Below are 19,248 nucleotides of genomic sequence, written 5' to 3'. Positions count from 1 at the left end.
GATAGAAACGTTCATGCCAGCGGCGGGAGGCCGACATGAACGATCAGATCCAGACCCTGAAAGACGACATCGCCTTCATGCGGGCCATGGCCGAGGAGGGTCGCTCGGCGCCGCTGCTGGGCGGGGCCGTCCTGACCAGCGCGGGGGTGGTCTACGCCCTGGCCAGCCTCGCGCAGTGGGCGGTGCTGACGCAGACCGTGGCGGTGTCCTACAAGGTGCTGCCCTACATGTGGCTGGCGGCCATGCTGATCTCGATGACCCTCCTGGCGGTGTTCAAGCGCCGCCTCGCCGGCGCGCCCGGGTCGGCCTCGCCGGCCAACCGCGCCGCGCGCTTCGCCTGGAAGGGCGTCGGCCAGGCCATATTCGCCATCGGCGCGGCGATGTTCATCGCCGTCTGGAAGACCCAGGACTACAACCTGATAAACTTTTCGCCCAGCATCGTGCTGGCGCTCTACGGCGTCGCCTGGACGGTCGGCGGGCTGATGATTCCGGCCAGCTGGGTGCGTTTCGTGGCCTGGGGCGCCTTCGCTGCGGCGGTGCTGATGGCGTTGCTGATCGGCGACGTCAAGGTTTGGCTGGCCTATGCGGCGGCGCTGCTGCTGCTGACGGCCGTCCCCGGCGTCGTCCTGATGCGGCAAGAACCCTCGGACGTGATCTGAGGCCCGCCATGGACGGGTTCGACATCGACAGGATCGACGAGGTGATCCATGGCCGGCTGCGGCTGGGCGTGATGGCCTTCCTCTCCAGCGCCGAAACGGCCGATTTCAACGCGCTCAAGGCCAAGCTCCAGGCCACCGACGGCAACCTCTCGACGCATCTGCGCAAGCTGGAGGAGGCCGGCTATGTCAGGATCGACAAGAGCTTCGTCGGCCGCCGCCCCCTGACGCGGGTCAGCCTGACCGACGCCGGCCGGGCCGCGTTCGTCGGCTATCTCGACGCCATCGGCAAGCTGGTCGGCGCGGGATGACAGCAGCCTTGGCGACGGGCCATGCGCGCGCCGCCAGACTCGCCTATATCGGGACCATGACCGAGGAGACCCCGGCCGCCCCCCTGCAGGGCGCCGCCCTGATCGCCGACGAGGTGAAACGCCTGCCCGACGCGCCCGGCGTCTATCGCATGATGGGCGAGGACGGCGAGGTGCTCTATGTCGGCAAGGCCAAGAGCCTGAAGAAACGGGTGATCCAGTACGCGCAAGGGCGGTTCCACACCCAGCGCATCGCCCATATGGTCCACCTGACCCGGTCGATGGAGTTCGTCACCACCAAGACCGAGACCGAGGCGCTGCTGCTCGAGATCAACCTGATCAAGCAGCTCAAGCCCCGGTTCAACGTGCTGCTGCGCGACGACAAGAGCTTTCCCGAGATCCTGATCCGCCGCGACCACCCCAGCCCGCAGATCCGCAAGCATCGCGGCGCCCACGCCATCAAGGGCGACTATTTCGGCCCGTTCGCCAGCGCCTGGGCGGTCAACCGCACGGTCAACAGCCTGCAGAAGGCCTTCCTGCTGCGCTCGTGCTCGGACAGCGTGTTCGAGACCCGCACCCGGCCGTGCATGCTGCACCAGATCAAGCGCTGCAGCGCCCCATGCGTCGACCTGGTCACCCCGGCCGAGTACGACGACCTGGTCGAGGAGGCGCACGACTTCCTGCGCGGCAAGAGCCGGGCGGTGATGAAGCGGCTGTCGGACGAGATGACCGCCGCCGCCGAGGAGATGGAGTTCGAGCGCGCCGCCCGCCTGCGCGACCGCATCCGCGCCCTGGCCTCGGTCAGCCAGGAACAGACCATCAATCCCGAGACGGTCGACGAGGCCGACGTCTTCGCCCTGCACGCCGAGGGCGGCCAGGCCTGCGTGCAGGTGTTCTTCTTCCGCGCCGGCCAGAACTGGGGCAACCGCGCCTATTTCCCGCGCGTGGCCAGCGCCATCGCCGACGGCGGGGAAGGCGAGGGCGGAAGCGAGGACCCGGGCGACGCCGCCATCCTCGACGCCTTCCTCGGGCAGTTCTACGAGAGCCAGGCCATCCCGCGCCTGATCCTCCTATCGCACGAGGCGCCCAACCGCGAACTGCTGGCCGAGGCGTTCAGCATGAAGACCGGCCGCAAGGTCGAGATCGCCACGCCGCAGCGGGGCGAGAAGCGCGAGCTGGTCGCCCACGCCCTGACCAACGCCCGCGAGGCGCTGGGCCGCAAGATGGCGGAAGGCTCGGCCCAGTCGAAACTGCTGGCCGGGGTGTGCGAGGCGTTCGGCCTGGAGGCCTCGCCCGAGCGCATCGAGGTCTATGACAACAGCCACATCATGGGGACCAACGCCGTCGGCGGCATGATCGTCGCCGGCCCGGAAGGCTTCCAGAAGAACCAGTACCGCAAGTTCAACATCAAGAGCGCCGAGCTCACGCCCGGCGACGACTACGGCATGATGCGCGAGGTGCTGCGCCGCCGTTTCGGCCGCCTGGTCAAGGAGGAGGAAGCCGGCGAGCCGGCCGTGCGGCCCGATCTGGTGCTGGTCGACGGCGGCAAGGGCCAGCTCGACGCGGCGCTGGAGATCATGGCCGACCTCGGCGTCGACGACATCGCCGTGGTCGGGGTGGCCAAGGGGCCGGATCGCGACGCCGGCCTGGAGCGGTTCTTCATCCCGGGCAAGGAGCCGTTCATGCTCGAGCCCAAGTCGCCGGTGCTCTACTACCTGCAGCGCCTGCGGGACGAGGCGCACCGCTTCGCCATCGGCAGCCATCGCGCCCGCCGTTCGGCCGAACTGAAGAAGAACCCGCTGGACGAGATCGACGGGGTCGGGCCGGGGCGAAAGCGGGCCCTGCTGCACGCCTTCGGCTCGGCGCGCGGCGTCTCGCGCGCCGCCGTGGCCGACCTGGCCAAGGTCGAGGGGGTGAGCGACCAGCTGGCCCAGCGCATCCACGACCATTTCCGCAGGTCGTGAGCGCGCGGTCAGTTTCAGTCATGTCGATCCAAGCCTAGGGGACCGACCTGGGCGAGGCCTTGGCCGACCCGTGAAATATTTGCCGCGCGCAGGCCGATCCGCCGCAAAATTAAGGTTGAAGTAACCCTAAAGCTTGTCTGGCTTCCCTGGTGTCTCGTTTGCGGGAGGTGAGTGCATGTCGGGCGGCGAAACCTTGAAGGAGCGGCTGCGGTTCATCGGCCTGGACGAGGCCGAGCGGGCCAATCTTTCCGCCAACCGCGCCTTCATCGACAAGGCGCTGCCCGACGCGCTCGACACCTTCTACGCCCGCGTCCGCGAGACGCCGCAGACGCGCCGGTTCTTCCGCGACGAAGATCACGTCGCCGCCGCCCATTCGCGCCAGAGGGCCCATTGGGGCCGCATCACCGAGGCCCGCTTCGACCAGTCCTATGTCGACAGCGTGCGGGCCATCGGCGAGGTCCACGCCCGCATCGGGCTGGAGCCGCAATGGTACATCGGCGGCTACGCCATGGTGCTGGAAAGTCTGGTCCGGGCCATTCTGGAGCGCGACTGGCCCGAAAGCCGCCGGTTCGGCGGCCGCAACGACGGGCCGGGCAAGACCGCCGACGCCGTCGCCGCCCTGATCCGCGCGGCCATGCTCGACATGGACCTGGCCATCTCGGTCTATCTCGACGCCGGCGAGGCCGCGCGGCGGGCCAGCCTGGAGGAGGCCGAGGCCGCCAAGCGGGCGACCCTGGCCGGTCTGGCGCGGCGGTTCGAGGCCAGCGTCGCCGGCGTCGCCGAATCCGTCGCCGAGGCGGCCGGCCAGCTCGAGGCCACGGCCCGGGCGATGTCCGACACCGCCCAGCGCACCAGCGAGCGGTCGGCGGCGGTGTCCACCGCCGCGCAGCAGGCGACCACCAACGTCTCGGCCGTCGCCGCCTCGGCCGAGCAGATGGGCCAGTCGGTCGCCGAGATCGCCCAGCGCATCGGCCGCTCCGGCGCGATGACCAGCCAAGCGGTGGTCAAGGCCCAGGCCGCCGACGAGACCATCGGCAAGCTCGCCGCCGCCGCCGAAATGGTCGGCGAGGTGGTCAACCTGATCGCCGAGGTCGCCGCCCAGACCAACATGCTGGCCATCAACGCCACCATCGAAAGCGCCCGCGCCGGCGAGGCGGGCAAGGGCTTCGCCGTCGTCGCCGACGAGGTCAAGCGCCTGGCCGCCCAGACCTCGAAGTCGGCCGCGTCGATCCGCGAGCAGGTCGGCGAGATGCAGGACGTCGCCCGCGCCTCGGCTGACGAGATCGCCGCCATCCGCGCCATCGTGCTGGAGCTGGGCCAGGTGTCGACCGAGATCCAGAACGCCATAGACGAGCAGGCCTCGACCACCCGGGCCATCGCCCGCAACACCCACGAGGCTGCGGCCGGCGCCGAGGTGGTGTCGCGCAACATCGTCGACGTCCAGGACGGCGCCGACCGCACCGGCCGCAGCTCGAGCGAGGTGGTCGCCGCCTCCCAGAACCTGGAGCGCCAGGCCGGCGACCTGCGTCTGGTGGTCGACGAATTCCTCAAGAGCGTCCGCGCCGCGTGACAGGGCGCGCGGCGCGCGGCATGAGTGGCGCGTGAACCGCTGGAGACCGCGACCATGCTGAAGGCGCTGCCGAACATCATGACCGGGCTGCGCCTGCTGCTGTGCCTGGCCCTGTTCGCCGCGCTGGCGGCGGCGGGCTGGGGGCTGCGCCACGAGGGCATGTCGCTGGCCGCGGGCTTCGCCCTGTGCCGGTTCGCCTTCGCCGCCTTCGTGGTGGCCGCGGTCACCGATTTCCTCGACGGCTGGCTGGCGCGCCGCTACGACGCCACCAGCCTGCTGGGCGCCATCCTCGACCCCATCGCCGACAAGATCCTGGTCTGCGGCGCGATCCTCGGCCTGATGGCCGTCGAGGCCGAGCCGTCGGTGATGCTGCCCGGCGGGATCATCCTGTTCCGCGAGTTCGCCGTCTCGGCCCTGCGCGAGGTGCTGGCCCCGCGCGGCGTCAAGCTGCCGGTCACCTTCCTGGCCAAGACCAAGACCGCGTTGCAGCTGTTCGCCCTGGCGGCGGTGATGTTCGTCCGCTTCTGGCCGGCCTGGGGCCTGCCCCTGGACTTCCGCGTCTTCCGCCAGGCCGAACTGGCCGCGCACATGGTGCTGTGGCTGGCGGCGCTGGTCACGGTGTGGACGGGGATCGAGTACGCCCTGTCGGCCAGGAAGGCGTTGGCGCGGGGCTGAGCCAGCCCCGCGGCCCCGCCGCAAGCCTCAGGCCGAAGCCTCGGGCTTGTGCATCGGTCCGGTGTAGGTCTCTTCCGGCAGCGGGATGAATTCGCCCTTGTCGTCGGGCGGCAGCACGAAACGGCCGGCCTTCCAGTCGGCCTTGGCCGCGTCCAGCCGGTCCTGGGTCGAGGCGACGAAGTTCCACCAGATCAGCCGCGGGCCGATCGGCTCGCCGCCCAGCAGCATCACCGTCGACGGCTGCGACGCCTTGAAGACCACGGTCTGGCCCGGCGCGAACACCATCATCTGGCCGGCGTGGAAGGTCCGGCCCTCGACCTCGACCGCGCCCTTGGCGACATAGGCGGCCCGCTCGGGATATTCGGCCGGCAACGCCGCCTCGGTCCCGGCCTGCATCTCCCAGTGGACATAGAACAGCGGCGAATGGGTCCGCACCTTGGCCTTGGCCCCGAACGCCTCGCCGGCGATCAGGCGGGCGAACAGGCCGCCGTGCTCGTAGGACGGCAGGTCGTCCGGTCCGTGGTTGGCGAAGGAGGGGGCGTCGTCCTCGTTTTCGGTCGGCAGGGCGACCCAGGCCTGCATGCCGTGCATGCGCACGCCCCTGGCCCGCACGTCCGGGTCGGTGCGCTCGGAGTGGGCGATGCCCTTGCCGGCGGTCATCCAGTTGACCTCGCCGGGGCGGATCACCTGGCTGTTGCCGAGGCTGTCGTGGTGGTGGGCCTCGCCCTCGAACAGATAGGTGACCGTCGACAGGCCGATGTGCGGGTGCGGCCGCACGTTCAGCCCCTCTTCGTCGGGGGCGAAGTCGGCCGGGCCCATGTGGTCGAGGAAGATGAAGGGGCCGACCGTGCGGCGCTTGTGGAAGGGCAGCACCCGCCCGACCTCGAAGCCGCCGAGGTCCTTTTTCCGTGCGTCTATGACAAGGTCGATCATTGCGTTCGGGCTCCGGCGTCACGATATCCGCGCCAACCGAAAATGGAGGCGCGGCCGGATGCTATACCTGGTCACGATGATGCGAAATCCAGCCTTCGATCCAGCCGTGATTCCAGAGCACCAGGCGTTCCTGGAGCAGCTGAAGGCCAGCGGCGAACTGATCATGTGGGGGCCGTTCACCGACCGGACCGGCGGGGCCTACGTCCTGCAGGCCGGTTCACTCGACGAGGCCGCATCGATGGCCTTCACCGACCCCGTCCACGTCTCGGGCGCGTCGACCGTCACCGTCACCGAATGGGACGCCAAGCGCCCCTGATCTCAGATCACCGCGCTGACATAGGGGCTGACCAGCCCCAGCGGCACGGCCGTGGTGTTCTTGACCGCGCGGATGACGATGCGGCTCTCGATGTTGGACACCAGGCCCAGCGACAGGATCTTGTCGCGCAGGAAATCGTCGAAGGCGTGCATGTCGCGGGTGATGACCCGCAGCTCGTAGTCGGCCGCGCCGGTGACGGTGGCGCACTGCACCACTTCCGGCCATTTCAGGATGGCGATCTCGAAGGCCTCGAGGTTCTCCTTGGTCGGCAGCGACAGCTTGACGGTGCAGTAGACCTCGAAGCCGAGGCCGAGGCTTTCGCGGTCGAGAATGGTCACGCGACGCTGGATGACGCCGGCGTCCTCCAGCCGCTTGATCCGCCGCCAGCAGGGGCTCGACGACAGGCCGACGCGCTCGGCGATCTCGGCGACGGACAGCCCGGCGTCGTGTTGGATGAGGTCCAGAATCTTGGCGTCAACGGCGTCGAGCGTCTCGGACACGTTTTTCTCCCCCAGAACGCCCTTTGGCGCGCGGTTCTTGCCGTGCGGACCGACTCATGGGGCACGGCTTTGGCAAGCAATTTCGCGCTGCTTATATGATCTTGCAAGGCTCAGGGAGAGGCCCGTAGGAAAAATCTTGCAATGCGACACTCCGAAGTGACCTTGGACGACAAATATGTCCTCGAAGAGGGTCGCGCGTTCATAACCGGCGTGCAGGCTCTGATCCGGGTGATGCTGGACCAGCGCCGCCTGGACAAGGCCGCCGGGCTGAACACCGCCGGCTTCGTTTCGGGCTATCGCGGATCGCCGCTCGGCGGCCTCGACCAGCAGGCCGGCCGCGCCAAGAAACTGCTCGCGGCGGCCGAGGTGGTGTTCAAGGAGGGGCTCAACGAGGACCTCGCCGCCACCGCCGTCTGGGGCAGCCAGCAGACCAACCTGTTCCCCGGCGCCCGCTTCGACGGCGTCTATGGCATGTGGTACGGCAAGGCGCCGGGCGTCGACCGCACCGGCGACGTGTTCAAGCACGCCAACTTCGCCGGGACCTGGGGCAAGGGCGGCGTGCTGGCCGTGGCCGGCGACGACCACGCCTGCAAATCCTCGACCCTGCCCTCGCAGTCGGAGTTCGCCTTCCAGGACTTCGAGATTCCGGTGCTGTCGCCCGCCGATGTCCAGGAAGTGCTCGACTACGGCCTGATGGGCCTGGCCATGTCGCGCTTTTCGGGGCTGTGGACCGGCCTGATCGCCCTGGCCGACACCATGGATTCCGGCGTCACCATCGACGTGTCGCTGAACCGGCACAGCTTCACGACGCCCGATTTCGCCCTGCCGGCCGGCGGGCTCGGCATCCGCGTCAAGGACCAGCCGCTCGAGAAAGAGCGACGCATGCGGCTCTACAAGATCCCGGCGGCCCTGGCCTTCGCCCGCGCCAACGGGATCGACCGGGTGGCGCTGTCCTCGTCGCGGCCGCAGCTCGGCATCGTCTGCCAGGGCCAGGCCTACAAGGACGTGATCGAGGCCTTCGCGGCCATGCAGATCAGCTTCGAGGAGGCCGCCGCCCTCGGCGTGTCGATCTACAAGGTCGGCATGCCCTGGCCGCTGGAGCCGATCGGCCTGCGCGCCTTCGCCGCCGGCCTCGACACCCTGATGGTCATCGAGCACAAGCGCGGCCTGATCGAGCCCCAGGCCCGCGCCGCCCTCTACGACCTGCCGGCCCACGCCCGCCCCAAGATCATCGGCAAGACCGACGAGCACGGCGCGCCGCTGCTGTCGGAAACCGGCGCCCTGTCGGTGGCCGAGATCGCCCTCGCCCTGTTCGACCGCCTGCCGGACGGCCCGCACCGCGAGCGCGCCCAGGCCTATCTGGATCGCGTCTCGGCCGCCGGCGTCGCCGCCGTCACCCTGGCGGCGGACCAGGTGCGCAAGCCGTTCTTCTGCTCGGGCTGCCCGCACAACACCTCGACCCGCCTGCCGGAAGGCTCGCGCGCCCTGGCCGGGATCGGCTGCCACTACATGGCCAGCTTCAACGATCCCAACACCGACATGACCAGCCAGATGGGCGGCGAGGGCCTGTCGTGGATCGGCACGGCGCCGTTCACCGACGAGGGCCATATCTTCGTCAACCTGGGCGACGGCACCTATAACCACTCCGGCTCGCTGGCCATCCGCGCTTCGGTGGCCGCCAATTCGCACATCACCTACAAGCTGCTGTTCAACGACGCGGTGGCCATGACCGGCGGCCAGCGGGCGGAGAGCGGCTTCACCCCGGCCCAGATCACCCGCCAGATGGCGGCCGAGGGCGTGGCCAAGACCGTCATCGTCGCCGACGATCCGTCGCGCTACGACGGCGTCGCCGACCTCGCCCCGGGCGTCGTCGTGCGCCCGCGCGCCGAGCTGATGGACGTCCAGCGCGAGCTGCGCGAGACCCCCGGCACCACGGTCCTGCTCTACGATCAGGTCTGCGCCACCGAGAAGCGCCGCCGCCGCAAGCGCGGCACCATGGCCAAGGCCGAGACCAAGGCCTTCATCAACCCGCTGGTCTGCGAAGGCTGCGGCGACTGCTCGAAAGCCTCGAACTGCGTCTCGGTCGAGCCGCTGGAGACCGAGTTCGGCCGCAAGCGCAAGATCAACCAGTCGAGCTGCAACCAGGACCTGTCCTGCGTCAACGGCTTCTGCCCCTCGTTCATCACCCTGGAGGGGGCCGGCAAGGTCGGCGAGAAGAAAAACCCGGCCCTGACCGCCGACGCCACGCCCCTGCCCGAGTTCGAGACCTTCGAGGGCGTGCGCACGATCGTCTTCACCGGCATCGGCGGCACCGGCGTGACCACAGTGGCCTCGATCCTGGCCATGGCCGCCCACATCGACGGCCGCGCCGCCTCGGTGGTCGACATGACCGGCCTCGCCCAAAAGGGCGGGGCGGTGTTCAGCCACGTCAAGATCGGCGAGCGCGAGGACAGCGTGGTCGGCGGCCGCGTGCCGGCGGCCTCGGCCAATGTGCTGATCGCCTGCGACGTGCTGGTGGCGGCGGGCCCCGAGGCCCTGGCGCTCTACGCCAAGGACCGCACCCACGCGTTCGGCAACGGCGACTTCTCGCCGACGGCGGACTTCGTCACCAACCGCGACATCCGCTTTGACACCGGCGTCATGGCCCGCAAGATCAAGGCGGCGGTCCACGACTACGACGCCTGTCCGGCCCAGCGCCTGTCCGAGGAGAAGCTCGGCGACGCCATCTACACCAACATGATCATGCTGGGCTTCGCCTGGCAGCGCGGCGTGGTGCCGGTGTCCAGCCGCGCCGTCTATCGCGCCATCAAGCTGAACGGCGTCGACGCCGAGGCCAACCTCCAGGCCTTCGAGGTCGGCCGCAAGGCCGCCGCCGATCCGGACTTCGCCGCCAAGGCCCGCCCGCCCGGCCCGACCCAGGACACCTTGAGCGTCGCCGACCTGATCGCCCAGCGCGCGCGCGAGCTGACCGCCTATCAGGACGAGGCCTACGCCAAGCGCTACCTGGAACGGATCGGCAAGGTCGCCGCCGCCGAACAGGCCCTGGGCGGCGGCTCGGACGCCCTGACCCGCCAGGCGGCGGTCAGCCTGTTCAAGCTGATGGCCTACAAGGACGAGTACGAGGTGGCGCGTCTCTATTCGGACGGCCGCTTCGCCGGGGAGCTGGCGCAGGCCTTCAAGGGCGGCAAGGCCAAGGTGTGGCTGTCGCCGCCGCTGCTGGCGCCCAAGGGCGCGGACGGCAAGCCGAAGAAGATCGCCATGCCGGGCTGGGTCGTCACCGGCGTCTTCCCGGTGCTGGCCAGGTTCAAGGGCCTGCGCGGCGGCGCGTTCGACATCTTCGGCATGACCGAAGAGCGCCGGATGGAGCGCCGGATGATCGCCGAGTTCGAGGCCAGCCTCGACCGCCTGGTCGGCGGCCTGGCGGCCGGCAACCTGGCCGCCGCCGTCAAGATCGCGGCGGCGCCCCAGGCCGTGCGCGGCTTCGGCCACGTCAAGGAAGCGGCCTTCAAGGCGTTCAAGGCCGCCGAACCGGGCCTTTGGGCCGAGTGGGAGAAGGCCGGCGAGGCCGTCGCCGCCTGATCTTCGCGCGCGAGGACGCCGGCGCGAATCGCGTCGGCGCTTCCAACCGGTTGCGAAACAGGCTTAACCTCGCCGAATGGCTTTGCTCGACTGGTTTTCGACCCAGGCGCCGCTGTCGCTTGAAGGCGGCGGCGTCAGCCTGAGGCCGCCCCGGTGGGGCGACTACGCCGAATGGGCGGAGCTTCGCCGCATCTCCCAGACCTTCCTGCAGCCGTGGGAGCCCACCTGGCCGGCCGACGACCTGTCGCGCGCGGCGTTCCGTCACCGGCTGTCGGCCTACGCTCGCGACATCGACCTGGGCCAGGGCTATCCGTTCTTCGTGTTCCGCCAGTCGGACGACGCCCTGGTCGGCGGCGTCACCCTGTCGAACATCCGCCGCGGCGTCGCCCAGATGGGCGTGCTCGGCTACTGGATCGGCCAGCCCTTCGCCCGGCGCGGCCACACCCTGGGGGCGGTGCGGGCGGTGACGGCCTTCGCCTTCGACCGGCTGGGCCTGCACCGGGTCGAGGCCGCCTGTCTGCCCGAGAACGGCGCCTCGCACGGCCTGCTGCTGCGGGCCGGCTTCACCCAGGAGGGGCGGGCGTCTGGTTATCTGAAAATTAACGGCGAATGGCGAGATCATCTATTGTTCGCCATCGTGGCGCGCGACCATGCGCGCTAGGATCGACCAAGAGCGCCCGGCGGGCGCATGGACGCGCATGCCGCAAAGGGCTGGAGACCGTTTCGTCTGGGACGCCACCGCCACGCTCGAGGCGCTGGGGTCGGCCGCGGTCGCCCTGTGGGTGTGGGAGCCCGAGCGCGATCGTCTCAGCCTGACCGGCGCGGTGCGGCCGCTGGGCCTTGCGCCCCTGGCCCCCGAATGCTCGTCGGCGGCGATCCTGGCGCTGTCCCTGCCGCAGGACCGGGCGACCACCGAGGACGTCCTCCGGGTCCAGGAGCCCGGCTCCGAGATCGCCGCGCGGGTGCGCATGCGCGGCGGCGACACCTGCATCTGGCGCGGGGTCTGGTTGGAGGAGGGCGTGCGCGCCGCCGGGATCATCGCGCCCGAGACCAAGTTCGCCGCCTCCGAGCGCGACGTCCTTACCGGGTTGCTCGACCGCAAGAGCTTCGTCGCCCGCGCCCGCGAGCGACTGCAGTCGCCGGGCTCCTACGACCTCGTGGTGGCCGACCTCGACCGTCTGCGCCGCCTGAACGAGGCCCTGGGCCACGAGCGCGCCGATCTGGTGCTGGCGGCGCTCGGCTCGCGCCTGGCCACCGCCTTTCCGCCGGAGGCCGTGCTCGCCCGCGTCGGCGAGGACGAGTTCGCCGTGCTGTCGCCGGCCGGGCCGGCACCCGATCCGTCCGAAACGGTGCGCGACGCCCTGGAGCGGCCGTTGCGCGTCGCCGGCTTCGACATCCATCCGACCCTGTCCATCGGCGCGGTCAAGGCCGAGGGCGGGGCCGACGCGCCGGAGGCGGCCGAGCTCCTGCGCCGGGCCGAGCTGGCGGTCGAGGCGGCCAAGAGCGCCGGCCGCGGCGGGGCCGCCGCCTATGGCCGGGCCCTGGAGACCGATGGCCTGTCGCGCCTGGCTCTGGAGGCCGACCTGCGCGGCGCCGTGGCCCGCGGCGAGATCGTGCCCTACTTCCAGCCGGTCGTGCGGCTGTCCACCGGCGCCATCTCCGGGTTCGAGGCGTTGGCCCGCTGGCGCCATCCGCGCCGGGGCCTGATCTCGCCCGACGAATTCCTGCCGCTGTGCGACGAGATGGGCCTGCTCAGCGCCCTGGGGGCGGCGATGATGGAGACGGCCGCCGGCCAGCTCGCCCAGTGGCGGCGCTCGCATCGGGCGGCCGGCGACCTCAGCGTCAGCGTCAACCTGTCGACGGGCGAGCTCGACCGGCCGCACCTGGTGGCCGACGTCGCCCGCATCCTGGCCGAGACCGGCCTGCCGCGCGGGGCGCTCAAGCTGGAGATCACCGAGAGCGACATCATGCGCGACCCCGAGCGGGCGGCGGTGACGCTGCACGCCCTGCGCTCGGCCGGGGCGGCCATATCGCTCGACGACTTCGGCACCGGCTTCTCGTCGCTGTCCTACCTGACGCGGCTGCCGTTCGACATGCTGAAGATCGACCGCTACTTCGTGCGCACCATGGGCGCCAACGAGGGCTCGGCCAAGATCGTGCGCTCGGTGGTCAATCTCGGCCGCGAACTGTCGCTGGAGGTGGTGGCCGAGGGCGTCGAGAACGCCGCCATGGCCCGGGCCCTGCTGGACCTGGGCTGCGACTATGGCCAGGGCTTCGGCTATGCGCCGGCCCTGTCGGCCCAGGAGGCCGAGGTCTATCTCAACGAAGCCTATGTCGACGGCGTCGCCCCAGTGAAGGCCCGCGGCTAGGCCGCCTCCGCCGCCGGAAGGCCGGTCCCCGGCAGGTAGAGCATGACCGGCCTGATCTCGTAGACGGCGGTGGGGTTGACCCGGCGCAGGTCGCGGGCCGCCTCGACGGCGGCGTCGCGGTCGGCGCAATCGACGACATAGAAGCCCAGCAGCTGTTCCTTGGTCTCGGCGAAGGGGCCGTCGACGACCACGCCGGCGCCGGGACCGCGCAGGGTGCAGGCGGTCTCGACGGCGTCCAGCCGCGCGGCCGGGCCCATGCGGCCCGCGTCTATCAGGCGGCCGTGGACCCGGTGCAGGTCGTCCATCAGGGCGGCGTCCTCCTCCGGCGACCAGACTGCGAACGATCCTTCCGCGTGATAGGCCAGAATGGCGTAGAGCATGCGATCTTCTCCTTCCAACTCGCGCCGGGGGCGGCGTAGCCTAAGGACGTCGGCGAGGCGCGGGAGCCGACATCCGCGTTTTCAGTTCAGGAGGTTCGATCAGGCCATGAAACCATCCAGCTTGCCGGCGGAGGGCGGGTGCCGGTGCGGCCACGTGCGGTTGCGCATCGCCGCCGCGCCGCTGTTGACCATGGCCTGCCACTGCACGGGCTGCCAGAGAATGTCGGGCAGCGCCTATTCGCTCAGCGCCGCCATCCCCTCGGAAAGCTTCGCGGTGATCCAGGGCGAGGCGGTGCGCGGCGGCGCTTCGGACGGGGCGGCGGGACATCACTTCTGTCCCCGCTGCTGGAGCTGGATGTTCACCCGGCCGCAGGGGCTGGACTGGTTCGTCAACCTGCGCCCGACCATGCTCGACGACGCGGCGTGGTTCAGCCCGTTCATCGAGACCTACACCAGCGAGGCGCTGCCCTGGGCCCGCACGCCGGCCGTCCACAGCTTCGCCCAGTTCCCGCCGTTCGAGGCCTATGAGGCGCTGATCGGCGAATACGCCGTCGCGGCCGCCTGAGGCGGGGCGTCGGCCAGCGTCGGCCTGGGCTCGATCCGGCCGGGCAAGCTGGCCGAGGCCGGCGTCGCCCCGGCGGGGACGAAGGGCGCTAGGCGCGGCCGGCGTGGGCGGACAGGCGTTCGGCGCTGACGCCCAGCTTGGCCAGGGCCGAGGACCACTTGTGCTCGTGGTCGTCGCCGAACAGCAGGGCCTCGTCCGCGTCGCAGGTCAGCCAGACGTTGTCCTGCAGCTCGCGCTCCAGCTGGCCGGCGTCCCAGCCGGCGTAGCCCAGGGCCAGCACCGCCTGGCGGGGGCGGCGGGCCTCGTCGGCCATGGCCTCCAGCACCTCGCGGGTGGTGGTCATGGCGATACCGTCGGCGACCGGCAGGGTCGAGCCCTCGGAATTGTAGTCGTCGGTGTGCAGCACGAAGCCGCGCTCGCGCTGTACGGGCCCGCCCAGCAGCACCGTGCCGCCGGCCGGGTCGGCGCCGTCGATGCCCAGGCGCTCGAACAGGTCCGGCACGCTCAGTCCCTCGACCGGCCGGTTCACCGCCAGGCCGAAGGCGTGGTCGGGGGTGTGGTCGACCAGGAAGATCACCGCCCGCTCGAAGCGGGGGTCGCCGATGCCGGGCATGGCGATCAGCAGCCGCCCGGTCAGGAATTCCGGCGTCTGATCGGTCGGCGGATTGGCGGCGGGCTGGCCCATGTCCCTATGTTCGGTCTTGTGCATGACGCTTTCAAGACCGTGCGCGCACGAGGCGAGGTTCGGGCGCAAGGCCCGTTCCAGCCGTCGCGAAAGCGGGCTATCTGTCGCGCGGAAGTTCCGGGCGGCCCTTCGGCCGGCCCCTAGCGAGGGAGAGGCCGATGGCCATCAAGGTTGGCGACAAGCTGCCGGGCGCGACGTTCATGACCGTCACCGAGGAAGGGCCCGCGCCCGTCACCTCCGACGAGGTGTTCAAGGGCAAGACCGTCGCCCTGTTCGCCGTGCCGGGCGCCTTCACCCCGACCTGCTCGGCCAAGCACCTGCCGGGCTTCAAGGAGAAGGCCGCCGAGTTCAAGGCCAAGGGCGTCGACGCCATCGCCTGCCTGTCGGTCAACGACGTGTTCGTGATGAAGGCCTGGGCCAAGGACCAGGGGATCGCCGGCGAGGTGATCATGCTGGCCGACGGCAACGGCGACTTCACCCGCGCCATCGGCCTGGAGCTGGACGGCTCCAAGTTCGGCATGGGCCTGCGTTCGCAGCGCTACTCGCTGATCGCCAAGGACGGCGTCGTCGAGCAGCTCAATGTCGAGCAGGGCGGCGAGTTCAAGGTGTCGTCGGCGGAATACCTGCTCGAACACCTCTAGGCGTTTTCGCCGCTCCTCCTGAGCGGCGAGCGGCCGGCCGGTTGGACACGGCCGGCCGGCGCCGTCTAGAAATCCTCCTAGGCCGCCGTCAGCGCGGCGAGGAGGAGACGGCGAGGATGGCCAGGGCGCGCGCGAACGGCGTCGAGATCGAGTACGACATCGTCGGCGACGGTCCCGAGACCGTGCTGATGATCATGGGTCTGGGCGGACAGATGACCCGCTGGCCGCCGGCCCTGACGGCGCGCATCGCCGCCGAGGGCTTCCGCGTCGTCGTCTACGACAACCGCGACGTCGGGCTGTCCACCGGGTTCGACGCGGCCGGGCCGGCCGACATCGCCGCGGTGATCACGGCCATGGCCGAGGGGCGCAAGCCCGAGGTTCCCTACCTGCTGGACGACATGGCCGCCGACGCCGCCGGCCTGCTGGACGCCCTGGGCGTCGAGCGCGCCCACCTGTTCGGCGTCTCGATGGGCGGCATGATCGGCCAGATGGTCGCCGCCAACCATCCGGAGAAGACCCTGTCGCTGGTCTCGGTGATGTCGACCACCGGCGCCCGCGCCGTGCCGCCGCCGACGCCCGAGGCCCAGACCGCGCTGATGGCCCGCGCGCCGGACGGCGCCGGCGTCGAAGTCGCCGCCGACTACGCCCTCAAGGCCCAGATCGCCATCCAGAGCCCCGGCTATCCGCTCGACCCGGTCGAGACCCGCGCCCGGCTGCGCGCCGACATCGTGCGGGCCTACCGCCCGGCCGGGGTCGGCCGCCAGATGGCGGCGGTGATCGCCAGCGGCGACCGCCGCGAGCGCCTGCGGACGATCACGGCGCCGACCATCGTCGTCCATGGCGTCGACGATCCGCTGGTGCGCGTCGAGGGCGGCCGCGACACCGCCGCGACCATCGCCGGCGCCGAGCTGCGCCTGGTGCCGGGCATGGGGCACGACCTGCCGGCCGGCCTGTTCGACGTCTTCGTCAAGGCGGTGATCGACGCCGCCGAGCGGGCGCGGGCGACGGCCTGAACGCCTAGTCCAGGCCGAAGGCGCGGGCGTAGCGCACCTCGCCCGCCAGGGCCGCGCCGTCCTGGCCGCGCAGGCGATGGCCATGAAGGACGGCCCCGAGAACGGCGCCTTCAGTCCCAGCGCCGCCTGGGCGGAAAACCCGAAGCGCGGATAATAGTCGGCGTGGCCGAGCACCACCACGGCCTCGAAGCCGGCCTCGCGGCAGGCGTCCAGGCCGGCGCGGATCAGCGCCCCGCCGACGCCCCGGTTCTGGCGGGCGGGGTCCACCGCCACCGGCGCCAGGGCCACGGCCTTCAGCGCGCCCTGCGCGCCGACGATGCTCAGCGACGAGAACAGGATGTGCCCGACCAGAACGCCGTCCTGTTCGGCGACCAACGAGACGGCGGCGTCGCCGTCGGCGCGCAGGGCGTCGACCAGGGCGGCTTCGTCCGGCTGGTCGAAGGCCGCCGTCTCGATCCGGCGGACGGCGTCGTGGTCGGCCGGGGTCTCCGGACGAACGACGAGGGCGGGGCTCATGCGCCCAGCGCGTCGGCGGTCAGGGCCTCCAGCGGGGCCGCGCCCTGGGTCGCGCCGGCGGCCAGGCCTGGCGCCCGGGCCAGGACCTGTTCGGCGAACAGCCGGGCGAGGGCGATCTTGCCCCGCAGATAACCGTCCTCGCCGCGGCCGAGGCCGGCGTCGGCGGCCAGGGCCCCGCGCCCGAGCATCCAGCCGCCGGCGACGTCGCCCAGCAATTGCAGATAGGCTCCGGCGCCGGCCAGGGCGTCGGGCGAGCCGCGCCGCTCCAGCATCCAGTCGCTGGCGGCGACCAGGGCCTCCAGCGCCGCCTCCAGGCGGGCGCCGACGTCGCGCAGGCCGGCGTGGCCGAGCAGGGCCTGGGTCGTGGCCCGGATGTCCGCCGTCAGGCGGCGCAAGGCCTCGCCGTCGCCGAGGCCCAGCTTGCGGCCGACCAGGTCGATGGCCTGGATGCCGTTGGTGCCCTCGTAGATCGGGGCGATGCGGGCGTCGCGATAGTGCTGGGCCGCGCCGGTCTCCTCGATGAAGCCCATGCCGCCGTGGACCTGCACGCCGATCGAGGCGACCTCGACGCCGACGTCGGTGGACCAGGCCTTGGCCACCGGGGTCAGCAGCTCCTCGCGCAGGCGGGCGGCGTGGCGGTCGTCCGCGTTCGGGGCGAGGCGGGCCAGGTCGGCGGCGACGCCGGCGGCGAGACAGATCCCTCGGGCCGCCTCGATCTTGGCCTTGGCCAGCCCCAGGCTGCGGCGCACGTCGGGATGGTCGAAGATCGGGGCCGAGGCCTCGCCGGTCCAGGCCGAGCGGCCCTGCCGCCGTTCCTGCGAGAAGGCCAGGGCCTGCTGGTAGGCGCGCTCGGCGATGGCCACCCCCTGCACGCCGACGTTCAGGCGGGCGGCGTTCATCATGGTGAACATGTGGGCCAGGCCCTGGTTGGGCTGGCCGACCAGCTCGGCCTGGGCGCCGTCGAACAGCATCACGCAGGTGGGCGAGCCGTGGATGCCCAGCTTGTGCTCGATGCTGGCCGGCCGCAGGTCGTTGGCGCCGCCCAGGACGCCGTCCTCGCCGACCAGGATCTTGGGAGCCAGGAACAGCGAGATGCCTTTGACGCCCGGCGGGGCGTCGGGCAAGCGCGCCAGCACCAGATGGACGATGTTGTCGGCGCAGTCGTGGTCGCCCCAGGTGATGAAGATCTTCTGGCCGTACAGGCGATAGCCGCCGTTCCCGTCGGGTTCGGCGCGGGCGCGCACGGTCGACAGGTCCGAACCCGACTGCGCCTCGGTCAGATTCATGGTGCCGGTCCATTCGCCGGAGACCAGCCGGGGCAGGTAGACCGAGCGCTGGCGCGCGTCGCCATGCGCCTGCAGCGCCTCGATGGCGCCCTGGGTCAGCATCGGGCACAGGGCGAACGCCATGTTGGCGGCCTGGAAGGTCTCGAAGACCGCCAGCTCCAGCGCCTTGGGCAGGCCCTGGCCGCCGAATTCGGGATCGGCCGACAGGCTGTTCCAGCCGCCCTCGGCGAAGGCCTTGTAGGCGGCGGCGAAGCCAGGGGCGGCGGTGACGCGGCCGTTGGCGCAGGCCGCCCCGACCTGGTCGCCGATCCGGTTCAGCGGGGCCAGGACGTCGCCCGCCAGGGCGCCCGCCGCGTCGAGCACCGCGCTCATGGTGTCGCGGTCGAAATCGGGGAAGGCCCCGCCGCCCGCCAGCTGGTCGATGTCCGCCACCTGGGCGAGCGTGAAGGTCAGGTCGCGAAGGGGGGCTTTGTAGGTCATCAGAAAAACTTCAATGTGCGGCGGCCAGGTTGACGTTTTAGTGCCAGACGGCGCGCTGTGGGCCAGGAGGTCGGTCGATCACGGTTTCGTGAACGGGTCGCCGGCTTCCCCTGCGCCGCGACCGCTCTATCTTTCGCGAACTGCAACAGCAGCTATAACAATTCGGAGACAGACCATGCGCCCCATCCTCGCCGCCGCGCTGGCCGCCGGCCTCGCCTTCGCCGGCCTCGCCGCCTCGACCGCCGCCTCGGCCGCGCCCGGCGTCTCGTCGACCAAGGCCGCCGACCTGCCGGCCGGCGCCTATGTGCTGGACAAGTCGCACGCCAGCCTCACCGCCAAGCTCAGCCACATGGGCTTCTCCAACTACACCCTGCGCTTCACCAAGTTCGACGCCGGCTTCAGCTACGACCCCAAGGCCCCGCAGGCCTCGAAGATCACCGTCACCGTCGATCCGGCCTCGCTGGAGACCGGCGCGCCCAGCTTCAACAAGGAGCTGATCGGCGACGGCTGGCTCGAGGCGGGCAAGTACCCGACCATCACCTTCGTCTCGACCTCGGTCGACGTCGGCGACGGCGTGCATGGCAAGGTGGCCGGCGACCTGACCTTCCACGGCGTCACCAAGCCGGTGGTGCTGGACGTCGCGTTCAACGGCGTCGGCGCCGGCCTGGCCCCGGGCAGCACCCGCACCGGCTTCTCGGCGACCACGACCATCAAGCGCACCGACTTCGGCGTGAGCAAGTACGCCCCCCTGGTCGGCGACGACGTGACCCTGGCCATCGAGGTGGAGTTCACGCCGAAGTAAGTCATTCTCC

General features: G+C 70.9%; 18 protein-coding genes. 13 read left to right on the top strand and 5 right to left on the bottom strand.

Going from position 1 to position 19,248, the window contains the following annotated elements:
- Window positions 1-35 precede the first annotated feature (35 nt).
- From C5708_RS13910 to pgsA, 5 genes are all read left to right on the top strand, one after another.
- The gene (locus tag C5708_RS13910; RefSeq protein WP_242922045.1) at window positions 36-659 is read left to right on the top strand and encodes a hypothetical protein; all 624 of its coding nucleotides are present in this window, start codon (window positions 36-38) and stop codon (window positions 657-659) included.
- Between the two features lie 8 nt (window positions 660-667).
- Window positions 668-967 carry a transcriptional regulator gene (locus C5708_RS13905; RefSeq protein WP_242922044.1) on the top strand — a complete coding sequence of 100 codons (300 nt, stop codon included), beginning with the start codon at window positions 668-670 and terminating at the stop codon, window positions 965-967.
- A 56-nt stretch (window positions 968-1,023) separates the two neighbouring features.
- A complete protein-coding gene (gene uvrC / locus C5708_RS13900; protein ID WP_242922206.1) occupies window positions 1,024-2,928 on the top strand; it encodes an excinuclease ABC subunit UvrC in 1,905 nt (634 codons plus the stop codon).
- A 175-nt stretch (window positions 2,929-3,103) separates the two neighbouring features.
- On the top strand, window positions 3,104-4,498 hold the full coding sequence (locus C5708_RS13895; RefSeq protein ID WP_242922043.1) for a globin-coupled sensor protein: 1,395 nt from the start codon (window positions 3,104-3,106) through the stop codon (window positions 4,496-4,498).
- 57 nt (window positions 4,499-4,555) lie between these two features.
- On the top strand, window positions 4,556-5,173 hold the full coding sequence (gene pgsA / locus C5708_RS13890; protein WP_242922204.1) for a CDP-diacylglycerol--glycerol-3-phosphate 3-phosphatidyltransferase: 618 nt from the start codon (window positions 4,556-4,558) through the stop codon (window positions 5,171-5,173).
- Between the two features lie 27 nt (window positions 5,174-5,200).
- Here the strand turns inward: pgsA and C5708_RS13885 are convergent, their stop codons facing one another.
- The gene (locus tag C5708_RS13885) at window positions 5,201-6,106 is read right to left on the bottom strand and encodes a pirin family protein (RefSeq protein ID WP_242922042.1); all 906 of its coding nucleotides are present in this window, start codon (window positions 6,104-6,106) and stop codon (window positions 5,201-5,203) included.
- A 58-nt stretch (window positions 6,107-6,164) separates the two neighbouring features.
- Between C5708_RS13885 and C5708_RS13880 the strand changes: the two genes are divergently transcribed.
- A complete protein-coding gene (locus tag C5708_RS13880) occupies window positions 6,165-6,422 on the top strand; it encodes a YciI family protein (protein ID WP_242922040.1) in 258 nt (85 codons plus the stop codon).
- A gap of 2 nt (window positions 6,423-6,424) precedes the next feature.
- Here the strand turns inward: C5708_RS13880 and C5708_RS13875 are convergent, their stop codons facing one another.
- Window positions 6,425-6,922: an Lrp/AsnC family transcriptional regulator gene (locus C5708_RS13875; RefSeq protein WP_242922038.1), complete on the bottom strand. Its 498-nt coding sequence runs from the start codon at window positions 6,920-6,922 to the stop codon at window positions 6,425-6,427.
- A 141-nt stretch (window positions 6,923-7,063) separates the two neighbouring features.
- Between C5708_RS13875 and C5708_RS13870 the strand changes: the two genes are divergently transcribed.
- The 3 genes from C5708_RS13870 to C5708_RS13860 all read left to right on the top strand — a co-directional run bounded on the left by C5708_RS13870 (window position 7,064) and on the right by C5708_RS13860 (window position 12,870).
- Window positions 7,064-10,501: an indolepyruvate ferredoxin oxidoreductase family protein gene (locus tag C5708_RS13870; RefSeq protein WP_242922036.1), complete on the top strand. Its 3,438-nt coding sequence runs from the start codon at window positions 7,064-7,066 to the stop codon at window positions 10,499-10,501.
- Between the two features lie 76 nt (window positions 10,502-10,577).
- Window positions 10,578-11,162, top strand: coding sequence for a GNAT family protein (locus tag C5708_RS13865; protein ID WP_242922035.1), 585 nt, complete (start codon window positions 10,578-10,580; stop codon window positions 11,160-11,162).
- Window positions 11,163-11,199: 37 nt separating this feature from the next.
- Window positions 11,200-12,870: a bifunctional diguanylate cyclase/phosphodiesterase gene (locus tag C5708_RS13860; protein ID WP_242922033.1), complete on the top strand. Its 1,671-nt coding sequence runs from the start codon at window positions 11,200-11,202 to the stop codon at window positions 12,868-12,870.
- Here the strand turns inward: C5708_RS13860 and C5708_RS13855 are convergent.
- Window positions 12,867-13,250, bottom strand: coding sequence for a YciI family protein (locus C5708_RS13855; protein WP_242922031.1), 384 nt, complete (start codon window positions 13,248-13,250; stop codon window positions 12,867-12,869). The two genes, C5708_RS13860 and C5708_RS13855, sit on opposite strands and share 4 nt — an antisense overlap.
- Before the next feature lie 106 nt (window positions 13,251-13,356).
- On the opposite strand from C5708_RS13855, the gene C5708_RS13850 reads away from it, so the two are divergent.
- A complete protein-coding gene (locus C5708_RS13850) occupies window positions 13,357-13,815 on the top strand; it encodes a GFA family protein (protein WP_242922030.1) in 459 nt (152 codons plus the stop codon).
- Window positions 13,816-13,903: 88 nt separating this feature from the next.
- Here C5708_RS13850 and C5708_RS13845 read toward each other — a convergent pair whose 3' ends face one another.
- Window positions 13,904-14,500, bottom strand: a complete 597-nt coding sequence (locus C5708_RS13845; protein WP_242922202.1) for a YqgE/AlgH family protein — start codon at window positions 14,498-14,500, stop codon at window positions 13,904-13,906.
- Window positions 14,501-14,658: 158 nt separating this feature from the next.
- On the opposite strand from C5708_RS13845, the gene C5708_RS13840 reads away from it, so the two are divergent.
- Both C5708_RS13840 and C5708_RS13835 read left to right on the top strand, forming a co-directional pair.
- Complete coding sequence (locus tag C5708_RS13840; RefSeq protein ID WP_242922027.1) at window positions 14,659-15,141, top strand: peroxiredoxin; 483 nt, start codon at window positions 14,659-14,661, stop codon at window positions 15,139-15,141.
- 116 nt (window positions 15,142-15,257) lie between these two features.
- Entirely contained in the window at window positions 15,258-16,154 is an 897-nt protein-coding gene (locus tag C5708_RS13835; RefSeq protein ID WP_242922025.1) for an alpha/beta hydrolase, read from the top strand.
- A gap of 512 nt (window positions 16,155-16,666) precedes the next feature.
- On the opposite strand, the gene C5708_RS13830 is transcribed toward C5708_RS13835, so the two are convergent.
- The gene (locus tag C5708_RS13830; RefSeq protein WP_242922023.1) at window positions 16,667-18,436 is read right to left on the bottom strand and encodes an acyl-CoA dehydrogenase; all 1,770 of its coding nucleotides are present in this window, start codon (window positions 18,434-18,436) and stop codon (window positions 16,667-16,669) included.
- A gap of 175 nt (window positions 18,437-18,611) precedes the next feature.
- On the opposite strand from C5708_RS13830, the gene C5708_RS13825 reads away from it, so the two are divergent.
- Window positions 18,612-19,238 (top strand): YceI family protein, encoded by a 627-nt coding sequence (locus C5708_RS13825; RefSeq protein WP_242922021.1) that lies wholly within the window; start codon window positions 18,612-18,614, stop codon window positions 19,236-19,238.
- Window positions 19,239-19,248: the final 10 nt, after the last annotated feature.

It is taken from the genome of Caulobacter sp. CCUG 60055 (assembly GCF_022750545.1).
In the GTDB taxonomy this organism is placed as follows: domain Bacteria; phylum Pseudomonadota; class Alphaproteobacteria; order Caulobacterales; family Caulobacteraceae; genus PUIC01.
The sequence above is the reverse complement of the archived record's forward strand: the minus strand, read 5'-3'. Positions and strand labels throughout refer to the sequence as shown.

Bases quoted from the DNA above. Each gene is read 5' to 3' on its own strand.
- C5708_RS13910 (WP_242922045.1), top strand. From the start codon at position 36: ATGAACGATCAGATCCAGACCCTGAAAGACGACATCGCCTTCATGCGG.
- C5708_RS13905 (WP_242922044.1), top strand. From the start codon at position 668: ATGGACGGGTTCGACATCGACAGGATCGACGAGGTGATCCATGGCCGG.
- uvrC (WP_242922206.1), top strand. From the start codon at position 1,024: ATGACCGAGGAGACCCCGGCCGCCCCCCTGCAGGGCGCCGCCCTGATC.
- C5708_RS13895 (WP_242922043.1), top strand. From the start codon at position 3,104: ATGTCGGGCGGCGAAACCTTGAAGGAGCGGCTGCGGTTCATCGGCCTG.
- C5708_RS13885 (WP_242922042.1), bottom strand. From the start codon at position 6,106: ATGATCGACCTTGTCATAGACGCACGGAAAAAGGACCTCGGCGGCTTC.
- C5708_RS13880 (WP_242922040.1), top strand. From the start codon at position 6,165: ATGCTATACCTGGTCACGATGATGCGAAATCCAGCCTTCGATCCAGCC.
- C5708_RS13870 (WP_242922036.1), top strand. From the start codon at position 7,064: ATGCGACACTCCGAAGTGACCTTGGACGACAAATATGTCCTCGAAGAG.
- C5708_RS13865 (WP_242922035.1), top strand. From the start codon at position 10,578: ATGGCTTTGCTCGACTGGTTTTCGACCCAGGCGCCGCTGTCGCTTGAA.
- C5708_RS13860 (WP_242922033.1), top strand. From the start codon at position 11,200: ATGCCGCAAAGGGCTGGAGACCGTTTCGTCTGGGACGCCACCGCCACG.
- C5708_RS13855 (WP_242922031.1), bottom strand. From the start codon at position 13,250: ATGCTCTACGCCATTCTGGCCTATCACGCGGAAGGATCGTTCGCAGTC.
- C5708_RS13850 (WP_242922030.1), top strand. From the start codon at position 13,357: ATGAAACCATCCAGCTTGCCGGCGGAGGGCGGGTGCCGGTGCGGCCAC.
- C5708_RS13845 (WP_242922202.1), bottom strand. From the start codon at position 14,500: ATGGGCCAGCCCGCCGCCAATCCGCCGACCGATCAGACGCCGGAATTC.
- C5708_RS13840 (WP_242922027.1), top strand. From the start codon at position 14,659: ATGGCCATCAAGGTTGGCGACAAGCTGCCGGGCGCGACGTTCATGACC.
- C5708_RS13835 (WP_242922025.1), top strand. From the start codon at position 15,258: ATGGCCAGGGCGCGCGCGAACGGCGTCGAGATCGAGTACGACATCGTC.
- C5708_RS13830 (WP_242922023.1), bottom strand. From the start codon at position 18,436: ATGACCTACAAAGCCCCCCTTCGCGACCTGACCTTCACGCTCGCCCAG.
- C5708_RS13825 (WP_242922021.1), top strand. From the start codon at position 18,612: ATGCGCCCCATCCTCGCCGCCGCGCTGGCCGCCGGCCTCGCCTTCGCC.